We start from the raw sequence: 17,318 nt of genomic DNA, 5'->3' as shown, positions 1-17,318 counted from the left end.
CTAAAAGGCATTTTACTGGTTGTCTTGAACTGAATCATGAAATAGTTTTAATGGTCTTTTGGACATTAACGGCGTGGAAAGCATTAATGAACCCGTCAACTGTTTTATCAATCTCGGTTGATATAAACCGCGGTCGAAAAAAGGTTCAGGTCAACAAGGGATCCTCGCTCCTTGCAGGACTTGCCAGAAACGGCGTTTTTATTCCCTCCGCCTGCGGCGGCAACGCGCGGTGCGGGTATTGCAAAATAAAAGTTATATCTCCCGACACCCCCCCCACGCCGCCGGAATTAGCGCTGCTGTCGGACCTTGAAAAAAAAGACGGCGTCCGCCTTGCCTGCCAGACCAAACCCGAAAAGAACATTGCCATAGAAATTCCCGAAGAACTTTTTTCAGTAAAGCGCTTTTCAGGAAAAGTCCTGCGGAAAAAAATGTACACCTATGATATTCTTGGGCTCAGCATCGGCCTTGTGAACCCTTCAACAATCGACTTTAGATCAGGTCAGTATCTTCAATTAAAATCAATGCCTTATGATGGTAAGGAAGCGGTACTCAGGGATTTCTCAATAGCATCGTCTCCATCACAAAAAAATTCGGTGGAATTGATGATCCGCAGAATTCCAAACGGCATTTTCACGCCGTGGGCGATCGATGTTTTAAAGGAAGGCGACAGCATTTCTTTTTCCGGGCCTTACGGTAAATTCGGTGCAACAAATACCGGCAAACCCATGTTGTGCATTGCCGGGGGAAGCGGCATGGCGCCGATGTGGTCGATCCTTCAGGACATGCGCGAGAAGAAATCCAACCGCCGGATCCACTATTTTTTCGGCGCGCTCACGCAAAAAGACCTTTTTCTTGTTGAGGAACTGAACGGACTGAAAAAGGAACTGGCCGATTTCACATTTACGCCTGCACTTTCCAACGAACCTGCGGACAGCGACTGGGACGGCGAACGCGGGCTCATCACCGAAGTCGTGGCACGTATTATTCCCGATTGTTCAGACTATGAAGCGTATCTCTGCGGCTCGCCCGGGATGATCAACGCCTGTCTCGCGGTATTGAAGAAGGGCGGAATGAAGGATGAAAATATTTTTTATGATAAATTTGCCTAATATTTTTCTATTAAAATGGGTGTCTCCACGGCGCGAGGCCGCTTCGCGGGGCGCCGGGGAGCACCGCGCTACGGCGCGGCCTCCAGTCCTGCCTAACGCGAAAAAAAATCAACAGGTCCGATATCCTACTTGATAACAAGGATCGTTAAAAGGAAATAAAATGAACCTAGAAAATGGAAAAACAGATCTTAAAGCCGCTCTTGGCCCTTCAAAATTTTCTGCGCAGGGATATCTTGGAAATGATGAAAGAGCGCCTGAGGAAATCATTCAGGAAGATTTAATAATACTGGCAAGGCTTGGGATCGGTAAAAACAATCTTGTTGCAGCATTGCGAAAAACATACATCACCGCGGAACGGGCGCTTGGGAATCCCGTTGAAATCAGCCCTGGAGTGATTGCGGTCCACCATGAAGCGCGAGGACGGATCCCCTCGCCTTTTCCGGAGGACGGCACACTTCCCAAGGGCGAGACAGTAGTGACAGACAAGAAAAGTGGCGAATCAATCGTCATTACGCCGTTGTCAATGATGTTAATTGAAAGGCATGATTTTTTTCAGGGGAAAGGCAGCGCGTTTAGGATTGATCCTGAAGTTGCAATCAGATTATTGGGGATTAATAGGATTTAAATCAGACTATCAGAACTTTAAAAAAAATCCGCAATCCGAATTCCACAATCCGCAATCTTTACACTAGTATTCCATTTTTCATCCACAACTTTTCATCCAGCCATATCGTCGGCCTTTTTATTATTCCGTCCAGATGCATCGGCACCTTCACCCAGCCGCCCATGGACGCATTGTCGCCGAACGCGATGTGGCAGGTCCCCCTCACTTTTTCGTCCTCGAGCGTGTTGCCGGAAATGATCGCGGTGTCGAGCGTACCCACGCCGAACTCCGCGATGTTTTTCGCGGGCGAGCCGTATTTTTTGAACAGCTGCTCGAGCTCGGCCTTGCAGAGGTGCTCGCCGACCTCGGCCACCTTCCCCTTTTTCACCCGTATGTCAAGCGGCGTTTTGCACAGTCCGGCGAGCGGAAACGATCCGTCGATGACGATGCGGCCCTCGGCCGTACCTTCGAGCGGCGCAAGGTAGGCCTCGCCCGCGGGCAGGTTTCCAAACGCGCCTTTGAAGATGAGGCGGCCGTCGTCGGCCTTGGCAGCCCTGCCGCCGGTTTTAAACGAAAGATCGGTGCCTGCGTCCGAGGTTATTCTCACCGCCTTTGCGCAAGAAAGCAGCCCGGCCACCTTGCGCGTGATGATGCCGAGTTTTTTCCAGTCGGTACGCATGGTGCGGACGAACATGTCCTTGGTTATGCCGGGCAGCGTGGCGATGCGCGTGCCCTGCTCGCTGGCCTTGCGACGCGCCTGGGTGTGCGAGAGCGATTTTGACGTGGGCATCACGGCGACGTCGAACCTGCCGAACCACTCGCCCACCGGCTGCGGGGGCTCGTTGCCGTTCTGCTTGCGCGGCGAGATCTGCACCAGCACCGCCTCCCGGCACCGCTTGCTGCCCACGCTCCAGAACATCCACCCGATCTCGGCGCAGGGCGGGTCGCATACGACAAGGAGCGTTTCCTGCCGGCCGAGGCCGAGGCATTCCATGAGCGCGATGCGCGCCGATTCCCTGAACTGCTCATTCATCGTCCGCTCCCGTGGCAAGCCGTTCTTCGCCGCCGCTTTCCGTTTTTTGCATTCGCGAAAGCGTTTCCGCTGAAAATGCGGCAAAATCACCCTGGACGATATGGGCGCGCGCCTGCCGCACCAGGTCCATATAGAAATAAACATTGTGCAGGGTGAGGAGCCGCAAGGATAAAATTTCTCCGGCAAGAAATAAATGGCGCAGATACGCCCTGCTGAAATTTTTGCACGCGTAGCAGCCGCATGAGGCGCTCAGGCCGCGGCCGAAGTCCCTCGTGTGGCAGGCATTCCTTATGTTGATTTTTCCGTCCCACGAAAACGCGGTCCCGTTACGCGCGTTGCGCGTGGGCAGCACGCAGTCGAACATGTCAATGCCGCGGGAAATGCATTCAATGATGTTTTCAGGCGTGCCGACGCCCATGAGGTACCGCGGCTTGGCTTCCGGCAGCAGCGAGCAGGTGAAGGCGGCCGCATCATACATCTCCGGGACGGTCTCGCCCACGGCCAGCCCGCCCACGGCATACCCTGGCAGGTCGAGCCCGACCAGCGCTTCGGCGCAGCGCCGCCGCTGTCCTTTGTCAAGGCCGCCCTGGACAACCGCGAACAGCTCCTGCGGATATCCGTGCTTGATTGGCTGGGCCGCGTGCGCGTCGCGGCAGCGCCAGGCCCACTGGATGGTGCGGTCAACGGCCCGCTCAATATCGCGGGCAGCGGCCTTTGCGGGCGGGCATTCGTCGAACACCATGATGACGTCGGCGCCGAGGTTGCGCTGGATCTCGATGGAACGCTCCGGCGAGAAAAAATGTTTCGAGCCGTCGATGTACGACTGGAACCAGACACCCTCGTCCGTGATCTTGGAAATGTCGCGAAGGCTGAACACCTGGAACCCGCCGCTGTCCGTGAGGATCGGCCGCTCCCAGCTCTCGAATGCATGGAGCCCGCCCGCGGCGGCGACAAGCTCGTCGCCCGGCCGCAGGTGCAGATGGTAGGTGTTCGCGAGGATCATGGAGCATCCGCATTCGTCAAGGTCTGCCGGCGAAAGCGACTTGACCGTCGCCTGCGTCCCCACGGGCATGAACACGGGCGTCTCAACGGGTCCATGAGCGGTTCGGATTATCCCGGCGCGCGCCTTTGTGGCATGGTCGGCGTGCACAAGGTTGAAAAACATCGGTTGTATCGTATTATTCATAAGTAAACATTTCCCTGGAGCTTTTAACGATTGCATCTCCATGGCGTCATTCCCGCAAAAGCGGGAATCAATGATAGAAGGCCCAGATAGAACGATGGACTCCCGTTTAAGCGGGGTGGACAAAAAATGCGTAATTTATTAATTATTAAAGGTTCCCTACCGGTAGTTGTTGAAATTTCCGTAATTTTCAGGTATCTTTAATCAATAATTACCACGTCAAAAATACTTTTCATATAATAAAATACGTTTCCACACATGAACCTCATAGAATCCATTAACAGCCCGGCCGACCTGCGGAACCTTCCCCTCGAAAAGCTCCCCGATGTTGCCGATGAGATCCGCGAGTTTATGCTCACCTACGTAAGCCGGAGCGGGGGGCACTTGGCGTCAAGCCTCGGCGCCGTCGAGCTCGCGGTCGCGCTCCACTACTGCTTCAAAACGCCGGTTGACAAAATCGTCTGGGACGTGGGCCACCAGGCATACGCGCATAAAATCCTCACCGGCAGAAGGGAGCAGTTCAAGGAACTCCGCCAGATCGGCGGCATAAGCGGTTTCCCGCGCATTTCGGAAAGCGAGTACGATGCGGTTTCGGTGGGTCATGCGTCAACCTCCATTTCCGCGGCGCTCGGCCTTGCCATCGGCCGGGACATGAAAAAGGAAAACCATGCCGTGATCGCGGTGATCGGCGACGGCTCGCTTTCCGGCGGGCTCGCCTTTGAGGGGCTCAACAACCTGGGCACCCTTTCCACCGACATGATCATCGTGGTCAACGACAACAAGATGTCGATTTCGCAGAACGTGGGCGCTCTGTCGCGGTATCTCAACCGGGTGATCACCGACAAGCGGTACAACAAAATCAAGGACGAGCTGTGGGAGCTCACGGGCCGGCTGCCGAGGGTCGGAAACAGGATCCGCACGCTGATCCACGACATCGACGAGGCCATCAAGCACTTCGTCATCCCGGGCAAGCTGTTCGAAGACATGGGCATCAGGTATTTCGGCCCGTTTGACGGCCACAACATTTCCGAACTGGTCGAAGTTTTTAATTTCATTAAAAGCCACACCAAGGGCCCGGTGCTTGTCCACACGATCACCACAAAGGGAAAAGGGTACCGTTTCGCCGAGGACGATGCCACCAAATATCACGGCATTTCGAAATTCGCCCTTGACACCGGCGACGTGGTGGCCGCACCGAAAACAAACCCCTCGTACAGCGACCTGTTCGGCGCAACGCTGGTCGAAATCGGCCGCGACCGCGGCGACGTTGTCGCGATCACGGCCGCGATGCCCGACGGCACCGGCCTTTCGGTGTTCCGCGACGAGTTCCCCAACCGTTTCTTTGATGTCGGCATCGCCGAGGGCCACGCCGTGACCTTTGCCGCGGGCCTCGCGCTCAAGGGGCTCAAGCCCGTGGTGGCCGTCTATTCAACGTTCCTCCAGCGCGCCTTTGACCAGGTCGTCCACGACGTGGCGCTCGACGGCCTCAACGTCACCTTCTGCATCGACCGCGCCGGCATCGTGGGCGAGGACGGGCCCACGCACCACGGCATGCTCGATCTCTCCTTTGTCAGGAGCGTTCCCGGCGCCGTGATCATGGCGCCGCGCAGCGGCGGCGAGCTTTGCCGCATGCTCCATACCGCAATGGCCTATACCAAGGGACCGGTCTTCATCCGCTACGGCCGCGGCGCAGTTCCGGACGATGTGCTCGACGGCGACCGATCCCCCATTCCGATCCCGCAACCGGAGACCGTCAGGAACGGTTCCGGTTTGGCACTTCTGTGCGCGGGAGACCTTTTTGCCAACGCCACGGCGGCGTGCGGCCTGCTCGAAAAAGAAGGCCTGAACCCGACGCTGGTCAATGCGCGGTTTGTCAAGCCGCTTTCAGGCGAATTTTACCAAAAACTTTTTTCAACCCACCCGCATGTCGTGACCCTTGAAAGCAATACCATCACGGGAGGGTTCGGTTCGGCGGTGCTCGAGCTCGCCGCTGTGTCAAAGGCGGAACACAGGCCCAAGATCCTGTGCCTCGGCTATCCCGACCGGTTTCTGGAACACGGCAACACGGCACGGCTCCTCGAAAATATCGGACTCGATCCCCCGACGGTCGCCGCACGCATCAGGGAATTCCTGAAGGCCAAATAATCCCCCGCGGTTTTATCACTTCGAGGGCGCCCGTTTTGCCGCCGCCAAAATCGCATAAAATCATCCCCTTGCCTTAAAAGAAAGATTAATTTTATGGGTAAAACGATTATGTCCCCTCACCACACGACCAAAACCGCGGCAATAGCGCTTTTTTCCGTGGCGGCGCTTTACGCCCAGACGCCCGGGAGCGCGGCGGATTCCGCCGGCCTCCTTCCGATGGATTCCGCCATGTCAAGGCCATCGGCGCCGGAGTCCGAGCCGCCGAAAGCCGAAGCCCAACCCGTTTATCCAGAGCCGCCGACGCGCCCTTTCTCCCTGTTCGATTACGGCGAAATCATTTCCTTCGGCGTTTCGGTCGATTACCTGTATTACAAGGAGGAAATTGACATAAGCGACGAGATCCAGTCCTTTAAGGATTACTTTGGACGGCCTCCGCAAATCCAGGGCGCTCCCAAGAGCACCGAATACGGTTTTTTGATCGGGCTCCACCTCGGGGGGCAATTTTACTCCCTGGAGAACAAGTTGTGGGCGCGGCCCGAGGTTACGGCGCTCCTCGGGTTCGGCAACACCTACGACGGCTCGCTGCAGAGCCAGCTATTGATAAATGGGAACGGCGACACCGTGGGGCTCGAATACGATCCGTACAAGTTCAATAAAAACAATTTCTTCGTGCACGCGGGATGCGAGGTGGGATATACGTTTTCCAACCCCGTTGCCCCTTTCGCCCTCTACAGCGGCCTCGATTTCAAGCTGTGGTACCGGAACCTGATCGACAATCAGGGATTATTGTATTATTCCACCAACATTGCTAATTCGGAAACCTACTACTGGCTCGGCCTGCCGCTCGGAGTTTTGCTCACCTGTCCCGTATCCCCGAAACTCGTCCTGGGCCTGGACGCCAATGCAACCTTCATGCTCACCGGGAATATGGGCGTCACCATGACTTCCTCGGACGGGACTCCGATCAATTTCCCGAATGTGACCCTTGGCAACCGAACATCATTGAACATCGCCCTTTTCATGGAAAAACTGCTCAACGAACAACTTTCGATAAAATTTTCTCCTTACCTTTCATGGTACGGCTTTGGAAAAAGCAACACCGAAACGGCAAGCGCCGGATCGGCCTCAGAAACCTTTTATGAACCCCCCAGCTCGAGTTATCTCTTCGGCGCCACTCTTATTTGGGAAGTACTAAAAAAAAGATTCTATTAATATTCCCTTTCTCAACATTAGCGTGCCTCAGCCTCGCCGACGATCCTCTCAACCGTCATCCAGTCGATATTATCCATGAGCTCGGCTGAAAACGACCGATCGAGCAAGATGCTTTTATCAAGGGCATTGCTTGCGTCAAGAATGTAGACCGGCGTCGGATTATCGAGGTAAGCCAAAACGTTCACATCGTTAAAGGAAAGGTCCTCCCCGGCCGCTGACTGCCGTACCCGTGACTTGGGTATCCAGCCGATTTCACCCTTCATATCGCTCACCTTGTACGCATCGGCGCTGGATTCGAGCACCATCAGCCATTCGCCGAAGTTGGCAATAAAAACCGGCTGCTCGCTCGTGTCGATCGGATCATGCGCAAAAACCGGTATTTCGCTTTTCGCCGGTGTCACGTATCGCTCCGCGCCTGGAGCGCCCCCCGCATATGCAGCCCCCAAAAATACAACTATCACGCCTGTGAAAAGGATTCTCATAGTTTCCTCCCTCACCCCCGCTTCCTGGAAGGATTATTTTCCATACAACACTTTCAGTTCGTCAACCGTCGGATGACCCGTATATAATTCTCCTTGCGGGCCGACATAACCTTTGTCTGTTTTAACAAGCTTAACGGGTGTAAACCCTCCGTTGTTGTTAGGAACATTTACAGTAATTGTTTCATCCGACTTTTGAGCCAGCGCTGACCCAACCTTTGGTGTGGTTGCCGGTGACGGCACGGCGGCCGCCGGTGCCGGGGCCGGAGCCACAAGCGACTGATCGACCGCCACGAGAACGTCCCCGTCATAAGTGTAATAGCAGCCATTATAGAAATAGTAAGGGACTCCTGCTACTACCACTGTAGGGCCCCAAAACCAATCGGGGCCTATATAAAATCCACCCCAGCGATGCGGGCCGTAAAATCCGTGCGACCATGCATACCCATGAAAACCGCTCCCATGGAATCCACCTCCGTGAAAACCGCCTCCGTGGAATCCACCCCCGCGCGCCAATGCAGACGTACCCGCACCAGCTGCCAGGCATATCATTAATAATTCCACCCATAACCTTGCTCTTATCATTATTCTTGTTTTCATAATCCCTCCTTAAAACTGTTCAATGATATTACACTTTAAAACCAAGGAAATTGTACTGTTTATTGTTTGTAAAGCGGTTAAAACCGCATTTTTCATGACCAATCGAACCTCCGTATGATCCATCAGAAAGAAATGGCGTTCATACTACAAGACATGGGAGCCTCAACGCAAATTTCCCCTTTCTTATCAATTTTTATAAATTTATTTTACCAAGTGCCTTGATATGGCATCGTTTGTGCAATATCAGACGACAACCGGTTAAAACAACAACTTTTTCCCAACGGAGGTTTTATGTCTTTTAAAAAAGTCGGCGTTACGGCCATGCTGGTATTCTTCATCGCAGGGTGCGGCAACCAGTACATGAGAAAACCAGCAGCGTGCCCGGAAATAAAAGCCGACCAATCAAAGGCGACGCTGGTCATCTACCGCACGACGTCGTTCGGATGGGTCAAGGAGATCCACAACTACCTGGACAAGGCCTATATCGGGACCACAAAGGGTAAATGCTTTTTCGCCACAAAGGTCGATCCCGGCTCGCATTATGTGATTGCAGACGCCGAGAACAAGGCGTGCGCGAAAATCAATTTTGAGGCGGGCAAGGTGTATTATTTGTGCCAATCGATTTTCATCGGCGTCTGGTCGGCGCGTACCGGTTTTACGCCCGGCACCCTCAAGGAATTCGAGGAGCAGCAGAAGGAGATGGACTGCCTGATTGTCAACACCGAAGAAAAAGCGCCGGTGCTGGGCGACAAGGATTACAAGGAGACCGTCGCAGATTTCGAGAAAGAAGAAAAAGAGGATCCGAAAAAACATGAGGATACCGACCATCTGCAGGGATTCTAAATAACGGAATTGATACGTTCGTTATTAAAAAAGCCCTGCGTATGCGGGGCTTTTTTAATAAGCAAATGACCTGTTGTTTGAAATGCGGCTTTAAACGATCAAGAATATTCGCGAATGCATCCTGATGTCATTTTGTCAATTACTCTCCAATCCACGATAGCACTTACCTTTCAATCCTCAGCCGGGCGGGTTCGCTCACCTCAATGTTTTTTACCAAACCCTCCTGCTTCGCCGAATGCGCCACGGCATTGTACCACTTGACTTGTCCGCCTTTTCCAACATCATCTTTCCATGTCTGATGTTTTATCCGCATTTTCCCGCAGCCGACTGCGTTAAAAGTATTATCAAGAGAAATGACCAGCAGCGTCCCGGGCTCGTCATGACGCGCCGTTTTCAAAAGGACCTCCGACCACACGTGAATCCCCTCCTGCTTTATTTTGCAGTCGAACCCCAAAATCTGCAGCAGCGCATTGAACGCCATTTCCCTTTCGCTGCACCAGCCGAACGTGAACATTTCCCCGCACAGCGGATGGTAATACGAGGGCGCCGATGATACCGCGTCACCCAGGTAAATGCATGGCAAACGGTCTATGTCCGCAAGCGATTTGTACTTTTCAAATCCCTTGGGAGGTTTCATGGCAACAAGCTTTGCCGAATCCGGCAGGTGAAGCAGAAAATGCCGCGGGTTGGGGTCTGTCCAATGCCATAGATAAACCGTTTTGAGGATGCCGCCGCGGGTGCAGTCGGTCGCGTCCGTGGCGGTGAAAAGCGCGTGCAGGAACAGGAGCGAATTGACCGCGCTTATCGCGGAGGTGTCGCTTTTGTCAATATCCAGCTTTCCGCAGATTTGGGAACATTGCCCGGAAAATTTTTGCAGGATCTGCCGCTGATGTTTTTGAAAAAGTGACTGGAAGAACGCCGGCAGCGGTTCGGCAAGCGTTATTGAGGCGAGGACGCAGACCGCGGGTGCAACAATACGGAATTTCATGCCTGTTCGCCGCCGTTCGCTCCGAATCACCGGCAAGGGCGCCGCAACTCGTTAAGGCTATCTCTTGTCAATCACGACGCGCGCCGCGGCCGTCTTGTTTGTGAAATCCGCCTTGAACATATACACCCCCGGAGGTATTTCACCGGGCATCACGAGGCATCCGTCGGGAACCGGCAAATCCTTTCCGGCAGACCCGACGAAACATTTCACCATCCGTCCGGCCGCGTCAAACAGCGCGGCGCGCTTAAGGCCCGGGGCGACGTTCCCGTCAAACTCGATACGCAGGCCCTGTACGGTGTTCCTGATTGTAAACAAAGCGCCGCCGGTCTTCACCGACGGGACATGTGCAGCCGACGCCTGGCCGGACTCGAGCACCAGCACGAAATCCCCGTCGCCGCCGCTGTTGGTCGCGGGCGGCGTAAAATCGTGCGCACCCGTATTTGCAAACGGCGAGCCCGTGATTGTTGAGGACGTGTTGCTGGAAGGGTCGAACCACTGGGCGTTGACCTGTGGACGGAGCTTCGTCATGTCTATCGTGACCGTCCTGCCTGACGGAAGATATGCTGCGAAAAACGAACTGTCCGCCGTGATTGCCGCGGTCGCGTAATCGTTTGCCGCGAGGTCGAAGCCGGTGGACGCGAACGTGCCGTATCCTTTCGTCAGGATATTGTGGTTCTGGTCGGGCACGAGGTTCCACCACTGCCGCGACGCGAAAAACGCCCTTGCGTAGCCGACCTGGGTGGCGCCCGGGGTGTCGTAATGCGATTTCCATCCCGACTTGAAGGGCCACGTGTAGCCGTTGCCGTACATTTCGCCGGTGGCGCCCGAAAGCATGGCCCAGTATGCCTGTTCACGGAGCACCTTTATAGTGGTCATGATGCCGTTGTTTCCCTCGAACTCGTAGTTCGCCTCCACTAAGAAAACGGGCATTTTGCCGAGCGCGCGGTTGTAGTCCAGAAGCACCTGCGCATAGGTGGGGTAATAGGTGTACGACGCGTCGAGTCCCACGATGGCCGCCCAATTCGGATCGTCGAGCGACCCGCTCACCACATAATCCAGCTCCACGGTGTGCAGATGCCTCGTGTCGTTGTCCTTGATCCCGAGCGCGACCGCCGTGGCAACCGAGTCTGAATAATTATCGCTCCAGCTCTGGAAGTCGTTTCCGCTCATCCAGATGATGTTGTCGAAATTCTTGTACCGGTCGCCCAGGTATCTGCCGTAGGCGCGGCACTTTGCCACGCCGTTCTGCTTCATCACGGAAAGGAAGCTGCCTGTTTCGCACGGGTCAAGTACCACGGTGATCCCGTGCGACGCGGCAGACTGGATCATGTGGTCGCACCGTGTAAAGTACGTTTCGTTGGGCGCGGAAAGGTCCATTGAGGTCGTGAACGGCGCGATGCCGTCGAAGGTGCTGCCGTCCGCGCGGCCGCCCGTGTACGTTGCGCAGAGCAGGTTGACCCACGCGGCGTTGAATCCGAACCGCTGGCGGTCCGCGAAAAACGTATCGGCGTCTGCCTCGGAAAGGTTCACCATGAGCGCCTGTGGCGAATCTCCGTGAATGAGGAACGGAACATTGTTCTGGTCGACAAGGTAGCGCTTGTTTGCGCTCATTTTGACCGGATACGAAGGTGCGGCACTGAGAACGGCAGCAGAAGCAACTATAATCATGATCGCTGATGTCAACGCCCGTGATACCCCCATGGATTTCATAAAGCCCCACCTATCCTTCAAACCCCCGCGCTAAACGGACACTAATTGCTTCTGAGAATATACGGCTTTTATGGTTTTTTGTCAATGGTGACACGGAGCGACACTTTTTAAAAGGTCAAGTCGGATTAAGGACTCAAATTGTCACTCCGCCTTATCAATCACTCCGCCGCCCACTACCATTTCTCCGTCGTAAACCACCGCGGACTGCCCTGGCGCGATTGCGCGCACCGGCTCGGCGAGGGACACCGCAAGACTGTTTCCTGATGATGAAACCAACCCTTTGACAGGCTTTCCGCGATACCTCACCTGAATGTCATATTCTTCTTTTGAATCAATGACATAGCCGCCAGCAATTACCACATCTTCCAAACAAATCTTTCTTGCGAATAACTCGTCTTCCAAACCAACGACCACGGTATTGTCGGCAGGCCTGATTTCTTTTACAAACATTTTTCTTCCCAGCGAGCCGAGCCCCTTGTGCTGGCCGACGGTATAACGGAAAATGCCGTGATGCCGGCCCAGTATTTTTCCGGAGCAATCGACTATCGGACCCGATGAATGCCCCTCTTCCGGCTCAAGCGCCGCGAAATATTTTCCGTTTTCTACAAAGCAGATGTCCTGGCTTTCGGGTTTTTTCGCCGTGACAAGGCCGAGCTTTGAGGCAATTCCCCGGATTTCAGTTTTGGTCCTGCCTCCAAGCGGAAACAGTATCCGCTCGATTGCCGCTTCGTAAATAACGTAGAGGAAATACGACTGGTCTTTTTTCTCATCAGCTCCCTTATAAAGACGGCGCCCTTCCCGTTTCGCGTAATGGCCGGTTGCCAGGAACTCGCAACCGAGTTCGTCCGCTTTTTTCATGAGGAAGTCGAACTTCACAAACCGGTTGCACCGCACGCAGGGGTTCGGCGTTCTGCCGTTGTGGTATTCGGCGAAAAAATCCCTCATCACCGTCTCGCTGAACACCTCAACGGCGTTGACCGTGTAATGCGGGATGCCGATTGCGTCGGCGACCAGTTTGGCGTCGCGCGAGGAATCGAAGCCGCAGCACGAGCGTTGCGACGAGGCGTCTGATGCGCTTTTATCAAGCAGCTTCATGGTGACGCCGGTCACCTCGTGGCCCTGCTTCGCAAGCAGCGCGGCTGCCACCGACGAGTCCACGCCGCCGCTCATGGCGACAAGGATTTTTGCCATAATGACTTTTTAGACCCTAGTGCAATCTTAACCTGAATTATTTTTTAAAAATCATTTTCTTTTCGTTGACGGATAAAATACCTTATGTTCAAAGAAAAAATGACCCTCCTGGAAAACGCGCTGGGGAAAAACTCTTTTCCGCGGATCGACACCTTTCCGTGCCCGTGCAAAAAAGGGGCGGCATCGGGAGTGATCCGCATCATTTTTCCTGAGTTCACCTGCGTGTGCCCAAAAACGGGATATCCAGACTTTGCTTCCATAGATGTGTACTATCTTCCCGCAAAAACTTGCATCGAACTCAAATCGTGGAAATTGTATCTCAACTCGTTCCGCATGATCGGCTCGTTCCACGAGACCGTGACCGCCCATTTATTTACCACGCTCAGGCGCATTCTCTCGCCGAAATGGCTGCTTGTGGCCGGCGATTTTTTTCCGCGGGGAAATGTGAATACGACGGTGATGTTTGAATCAGGCAAAAGACCGGCCGCGGCAAAATTCCTTATAAAAAAGTACAAATCCCGCGCCAGAGGTTTTGGAAAGACGAGTTAATTTTTCCTTCCATTGATTATTTTCACTTCCAGCACATTGTTTGATTGATGGTAATTTCTTATTTAATATCAACCTATTATTTCAACTAACATAATCAATTACATGAAGGATTTTTTCACTCCTCCACTTTGTCGTGCACAGATGATTCGATAGGAGTCACTGATGCGTCGCTCATGGAAATATTGCATCTCGACGCGCCAGGCAGGACTGGAGTGGTGCGCTGGAGCGCATTGTCGGCCGACCCCGCCGCGAAGCGGCACAGGGCGGTCCGGCAACGAGGCCGAAGGGCCGAGCCCGGAAGGAGGGCCGCCGCCGTCTTCGGCGGGGGGCGCCCATGTCTTTCAGCGTATTTCATTTGAATATTCCACTTTTTATTATTTTATTGAAACAAATGCCCCAAACCAGCGACTATACCACTAGAGCCAGAAGTGACGGCACCGAGGGCGCGATGCAGGACACGAGGCTGCTTTTGCAGCAATGCTTGAAGAACGATCGCAGGGCCCAGCGGGAGCTGTTCAACTGCTACAAGCACAAGGTGCATGACTTGGTATATAAGTCGCTCGGGCCGAAATTCGACACCGACGACGTGCTGCAGCAGGTGTTCATTGAGCTGTTCAAGAGCCTTGCATACTTCAAGGGCGACTCGTCGCTTGACACATGGGTGTACCGGATCGGCGCGAAAGTATGCACGACGCAGCTGCGCAAAAAATACCGCAAGCGGCAGCCCCAGGTGGTGTACGATACGGAGCAGATGGAGGCCGAAGCGGACCCCAGCGCAAACGGTCCCTCGGCCGACCTAGAGCAGCGGGAGCTGGAGGCCTCGATCTACGATGCGCTTGACAAGCTGGACGCTGAGAAACGGATGACCGTGGTGATGTACGAAATGGAAGGACGATCGCTGGAGGAGATTGCCGAGATGTCGAACATTCCGCTGGGAACGGTGAAATCGCGGCTGTTCCACGGAAGAAAGACGCTCGAGAAACTCCTTAAGCGGCATGTGGAACATTAAGGAAAGCACTATGTCGAATCCGGGAACAAACAAAGACAACCTTTCTGAAGGCCGGCTTGGCGAGCTTTTGAGAAGGGTGCGGGTGCCTGCCAAAACGGACAACGAGTGGCAGCGGCTCGAAAACGACCTGTTTGTCCGGCTCGATGAAAAACCAGCGGCCCGGCAATACTTCGGCCTTTCTTTCCGGTTGCCTCATTTGAATGTTGCATGGGCCGCGGCTGCCGGCCTTGTTCTTTTGATCGCCGGCGCAGGCGTTACCATTGCCCTGCTCAACGGAAGCTCCGCCACTTCCCTGGCAAGCATCATGAGCGTACGCGGCAGCGCAAGCGTCACCTGGGGCGGCATGGGCACGGCCCAAACCGTGACTTCCGGTGAAACAGGAGCCTTTGCCAGAAAAGCGCCGCTCGGCACCGTGATCGCCGTTCCCGCGGGCAACGGATCGGCCGTCATAAGGCTGGGCCGGGGAAGCGCGTTGGAATTATTCGCGGGTTCGCGGCTCGTGATCAGGAAATCAAACGAATCGCAGCAGATATGTTTTCTCTCAAAGGGCAGCGTGCTTGTTAAGGTGACAAAACGAGAAGGCGGCGAGCGGTTCGAGGTGCAGACCCCGTGCGCGTCATGCAGGGTCGTGGGCACTGTGTTCAAGGTGGAGGCGTTTGACCGGTCGAAAACCGCGCTGTCGGTGTATCAGGGAAAGGTCCTGCTCATGCCGTCGGACGGCGTGGAGGGGTCCGATACCCTGGTCGAGACCGGCCGCCAGCTCACCGTGAGCCGGGACGTGGGGCCCGTGGGACGCAGGCTTTCGGGAATGTCCGCGCCGATCCACGAGATCTCAGTGCTCGGCATGCTTGCGGGCCAGGACGCGGAAACCGGCGTGCTCGACATCACCTCCAACCCCGACGGCGCAATGGTCCTCATCAACGGCACCATGTCGGGGAAAACGCCGTTCATGGTCAAGGTACGCAAGGGCGGCGACTATGCCATCGCAGTCTATGCCGACGGTTATTCGCCGTGGGAAACCAGCGTCAGGGTTGACCGCGACCTCGTCTGCGCGGTGCACGCTCCCCTTTCCGCCGCGGTCTCGGCGTCTCAGCCGCAGCCTGCGCCGGCCAAGAAAGTCGCGGCGCTTCCCGTCTCGCTGCGACAGCAAGGTGAAACCGAGCTCGCGCTCATTCCGGACTACATCGAGGCGCTCGTTGACATTTCGAGCGGCGAATACCAGCGCGCCCTCCACATCTTCGATTCGCTCTGGTCAAGCGGCATCGTCGACCTCAAGGGCAGGATGTGCCTCATGGAAAAGGTGAACGCCTGTTACCAGAAGCTCGGAGACTTCGCCAAGGCCTCGGAGGCGCTCGAGGACAAGTATCAGAAGGCCGAAACGCCGCAGGACAAGGGGCAGCTCCTGTGGCAGATGGCCACCATGCGCGCCAACTGCCTGGGCGATTACCAGGGGGCCGAAATGGCGCTGGTGGAATTCCTTATTGTCCAGCCCAACGCGATCTGGGCGCACAGCGCGTACAGCAAGCTCGCCGAAATCCAGTATTACCTCGGCAAATACGAAAACGCGGCGGAGACCTATAAAAAACACATCACAACGTTTCCGGACGACCCTGACATCGACAGGTCCATGTACAATCTTGCCTGTATCCTGGGTCAGGACTTGAATAGGTGCGAGAAAGCGGCGCTCTGGTATTCGCGGCTCATTGACTCCTTCCATGCCAGCAAGTACCGTGCAGCCGCTTTCTTCCGCCGCGCCGAATGCGAGCTTGCCACGGGCAAGGTGGAGGAAGCACAGAGGGATTTTAAAACATATCTGTCACTGGCGCCGGACGGGATTTGGCGCGAGACATGCATGGCGGATTTGAAAAAATTCAGTGCTATGTGAGATAATGGAGAAACCCAGCTTCGATTAAGAATCTTCGCCTTCAAAGTTTGGTTTCCACGTCCATTTTTTCTTCGCCTTCGCACCGTTTGAAAAAACCACCGTATTTCTTTTATCCGATGACAGCAGCTTGATTCCCATAATCTCCCCCACCTTTTCCATGGACATTTCGCAGAAAAAATTGACATGGGTGACGTCCTTGGCATACCACCATGAGGCGAAGTCCTGCACGCCGTCGTACAACAGCGTGCGGACGAACAGAAAACCGTCCGGTTTCATCAGGCCCGCCACAAGGTCCAATTCCTTTTTAACGCCGCGCAGGTGCTCGAACACCTCGCATGCCACAACGATGTCGTAGCGCTCCCCCGGCGTTATCGTTGATATGCCGTACAGCGGGTCGTAGGACGCGCATCGCGCTCCCCGCTCGTTTAAAATGTCCGAGAGCACCTGATATTCCCCGCAGCCGAAATCAAGAACCGAGGGAGGCTGCTCGGTCAAATCGAGAATTTCATTTGCAATGCCCGATAAATAGGCAACGTAGTTTTCATTGTCTTTTGTATTCCTGTGCCTGGCATAACGGAGTTTTTCCTCGTCAGGGGACACGTGGTATTGGGGAGGGACGAAAATTAGGCTGCAGGAGGGGCAGCGGAGATACAACCGGAAATCATCCTTGCAATAGGATTCAACGGAGGAGGAGCAGAGGGGGCAGAAATAGATGGAATGAAATGACATAAAAATGATGCCATTAAAAACTGTTTGCGGTTTATATTCAGAACGCCAT

General features: G+C 54.7%; 16 protein-coding genes. 8 read left to right on the top strand and 8 right to left on the bottom strand.

The features are described from left to right. Nucleotides 1–86: 86 nt before the first annotated feature. Together VLX68_09675 and VLX68_09670 are read left to right on the top strand one after the other, a co-directional pair. Complete coding sequence (locus tag VLX68_09675) at nucleotides 87–1,109, top strand: FAD-binding oxidoreductase (GenBank protein HUI92502.1); 1,023 nt, start codon at nucleotides 87–89, stop codon at nucleotides 1,107–1,109. Nucleotides 1,110–1,269: 160 nt separating this feature from the next. Continuing rightward, nucleotides 1,270–1,734 (top strand): hypothetical protein, encoded by a 465-nt coding sequence (locus VLX68_09670; protein HUI92501.1) that lies wholly within the window; start codon nucleotides 1,270–1,272, stop codon nucleotides 1,732–1,734. A gap of 58 nt (nucleotides 1,735–1,792) precedes the next feature. Here the strand turns inward: VLX68_09670 and VLX68_09665 are convergent, their stop codons facing one another. Continuing rightward, nucleotides 1,793–2,746 (bottom strand): aminopeptidase, encoded by a 954-nt coding sequence (locus VLX68_09665; protein HUI92500.1) that lies wholly within the window; start codon nucleotides 2,744–2,746, stop codon nucleotides 1,793–1,795. Further along, nucleotides 2,739–3,932: a tRNA guanosine(34) transglycosylase Tgt gene (gene tgt, locus VLX68_09660; GenBank protein ID HUI92499.1), complete on the bottom strand. Its 1,194-nt coding sequence runs from the start codon at nucleotides 3,930–3,932 to the stop codon at nucleotides 2,739–2,741. Before tgt ends, VLX68_09665 begins: the two co-directional genes overlap by 8 nt. Nucleotides 3,933–4,187: 255 nt before the next feature. Here tgt and dxs point away from each other — a divergent pair, with 255 nt between their 5' ends. Both dxs and VLX68_09650 read left to right on the top strand, forming a co-directional pair. After that, nucleotides 4,188–6,074: a 1-deoxy-D-xylulose-5-phosphate synthase gene (dxs, locus tag VLX68_09655; GenBank protein HUI92498.1), complete on the top strand. Its 1,887-nt coding sequence runs from the start codon at nucleotides 4,188–4,190 to the stop codon at nucleotides 6,072–6,074. Nucleotides 6,075–6,167: 93 nt separating this feature from the next. Next, a complete protein-coding gene (locus tag VLX68_09650) occupies nucleotides 6,168–7,286 on the top strand; it encodes a hypothetical protein (protein ID HUI92497.1) in 1,119 nt (372 codons plus the stop codon). Between the two features lie 17 nt (nucleotides 7,287–7,303). On the opposite strand, the gene VLX68_09645 is transcribed toward VLX68_09650, so the two are convergent. Then, entirely contained in the window at nucleotides 7,304–7,768 is a 465-nt protein-coding gene (locus tag VLX68_09645; protein ID HUI92496.1) for a hypothetical protein, read from the bottom strand. Between the two features lie 33 nt (nucleotides 7,769–7,801). Continuing rightward, nucleotides 7,802–8,365: a hypothetical protein gene (locus tag VLX68_09640; protein HUI92495.1), complete on the bottom strand. Its 564-nt coding sequence runs from the start codon at nucleotides 8,363–8,365 to the stop codon at nucleotides 7,802–7,804. Nucleotides 8,366–8,656: 291 nt separating this feature from the next. On the opposite strand from VLX68_09640, the gene VLX68_09635 reads away from it, so the two are divergent. After that, nucleotides 8,657–9,208, top strand: a complete 552-nt coding sequence (locus tag VLX68_09635) for a hypothetical protein (GenBank protein HUI92494.1) — start codon at nucleotides 8,657–8,659, stop codon at nucleotides 9,206–9,208. Nucleotides 9,209–9,371: 163 nt separating this feature from the next. Here the strand turns inward: VLX68_09635 and VLX68_09630 are convergent, their stop codons facing one another. From VLX68_09630 to mnmA, 3 genes are all read right to left on the bottom strand, one after another. Next, nucleotides 9,372–10,196, bottom strand: coding sequence for a hypothetical protein (locus VLX68_09630; protein ID HUI92493.1), 825 nt, complete (start codon nucleotides 10,194–10,196; stop codon nucleotides 9,372–9,374). A 57-nt stretch (nucleotides 10,197–10,253) separates the two neighbouring features. Then, complete coding sequence (locus tag VLX68_09625) at nucleotides 10,254–11,906, bottom strand: DUF4038 domain-containing protein (protein HUI92492.1); 1,653 nt, start codon at nucleotides 11,904–11,906, stop codon at nucleotides 10,254–10,256. 141 nt (nucleotides 11,907–12,047) lie between these two features. Next, entirely contained in the window at nucleotides 12,048–13,097 is a 1,050-nt protein-coding gene (mnmA, locus tag VLX68_09620; GenBank protein HUI92491.1) for a tRNA 2-thiouridine(34) synthase MnmA, read from the bottom strand. A 99-nt stretch (nucleotides 13,098–13,196) separates the two neighbouring features. On the opposite strand from mnmA, the gene queF reads away from it, so the two are divergent. The 3 genes from queF (at nucleotide 13,197) to VLX68_09605 (ending at nucleotide 16,540) form a co-directional block, all read left to right on the top strand. Then, nucleotides 13,197–13,646, top strand: a complete 450-nt coding sequence (gene queF, locus VLX68_09615; GenBank protein HUI92490.1) for a preQ(1) synthase — start codon at nucleotides 13,197–13,199, stop codon at nucleotides 13,644–13,646. Nucleotides 13,647–14,037: 391 nt separating this feature from the next. After that, complete coding sequence (locus VLX68_09610) at nucleotides 14,038–14,655, top strand: RNA polymerase sigma factor (protein HUI92489.1); 618 nt, start codon at nucleotides 14,038–14,040, stop codon at nucleotides 14,653–14,655. 10 nt (nucleotides 14,656–14,665) lie between these two features. After that, nucleotides 14,666–16,540 (top strand): PEGA domain-containing protein, encoded by a 1,875-nt coding sequence (locus VLX68_09605; protein ID HUI92488.1) that lies wholly within the window; start codon nucleotides 14,666–14,668, stop codon nucleotides 16,538–16,540. 24 nt (nucleotides 16,541–16,564) lie between these two features. On the opposite strand, the gene VLX68_09600 is transcribed toward VLX68_09605, so the two are convergent. Next, on the bottom strand, nucleotides 16,565–17,269 hold the full coding sequence (locus VLX68_09600; GenBank protein ID HUI92487.1) for a class I SAM-dependent methyltransferase: 705 nt from the start codon (nucleotides 17,267–17,269) through the stop codon (nucleotides 16,565–16,567). Nucleotides 17,270–17,318: the final 49 nt, after the last annotated feature.

This window comes from Chitinivibrionales bacterium (genome assembly GCA_035516255.1).
Classification (GTDB): domain Bacteria; phylum Fibrobacterota; class Chitinivibrionia; order Chitinivibrionales; family FEN-1185; genus FEN-1185.
This window is presented reverse-complemented; position numbering and strand designations above follow the sequence as displayed.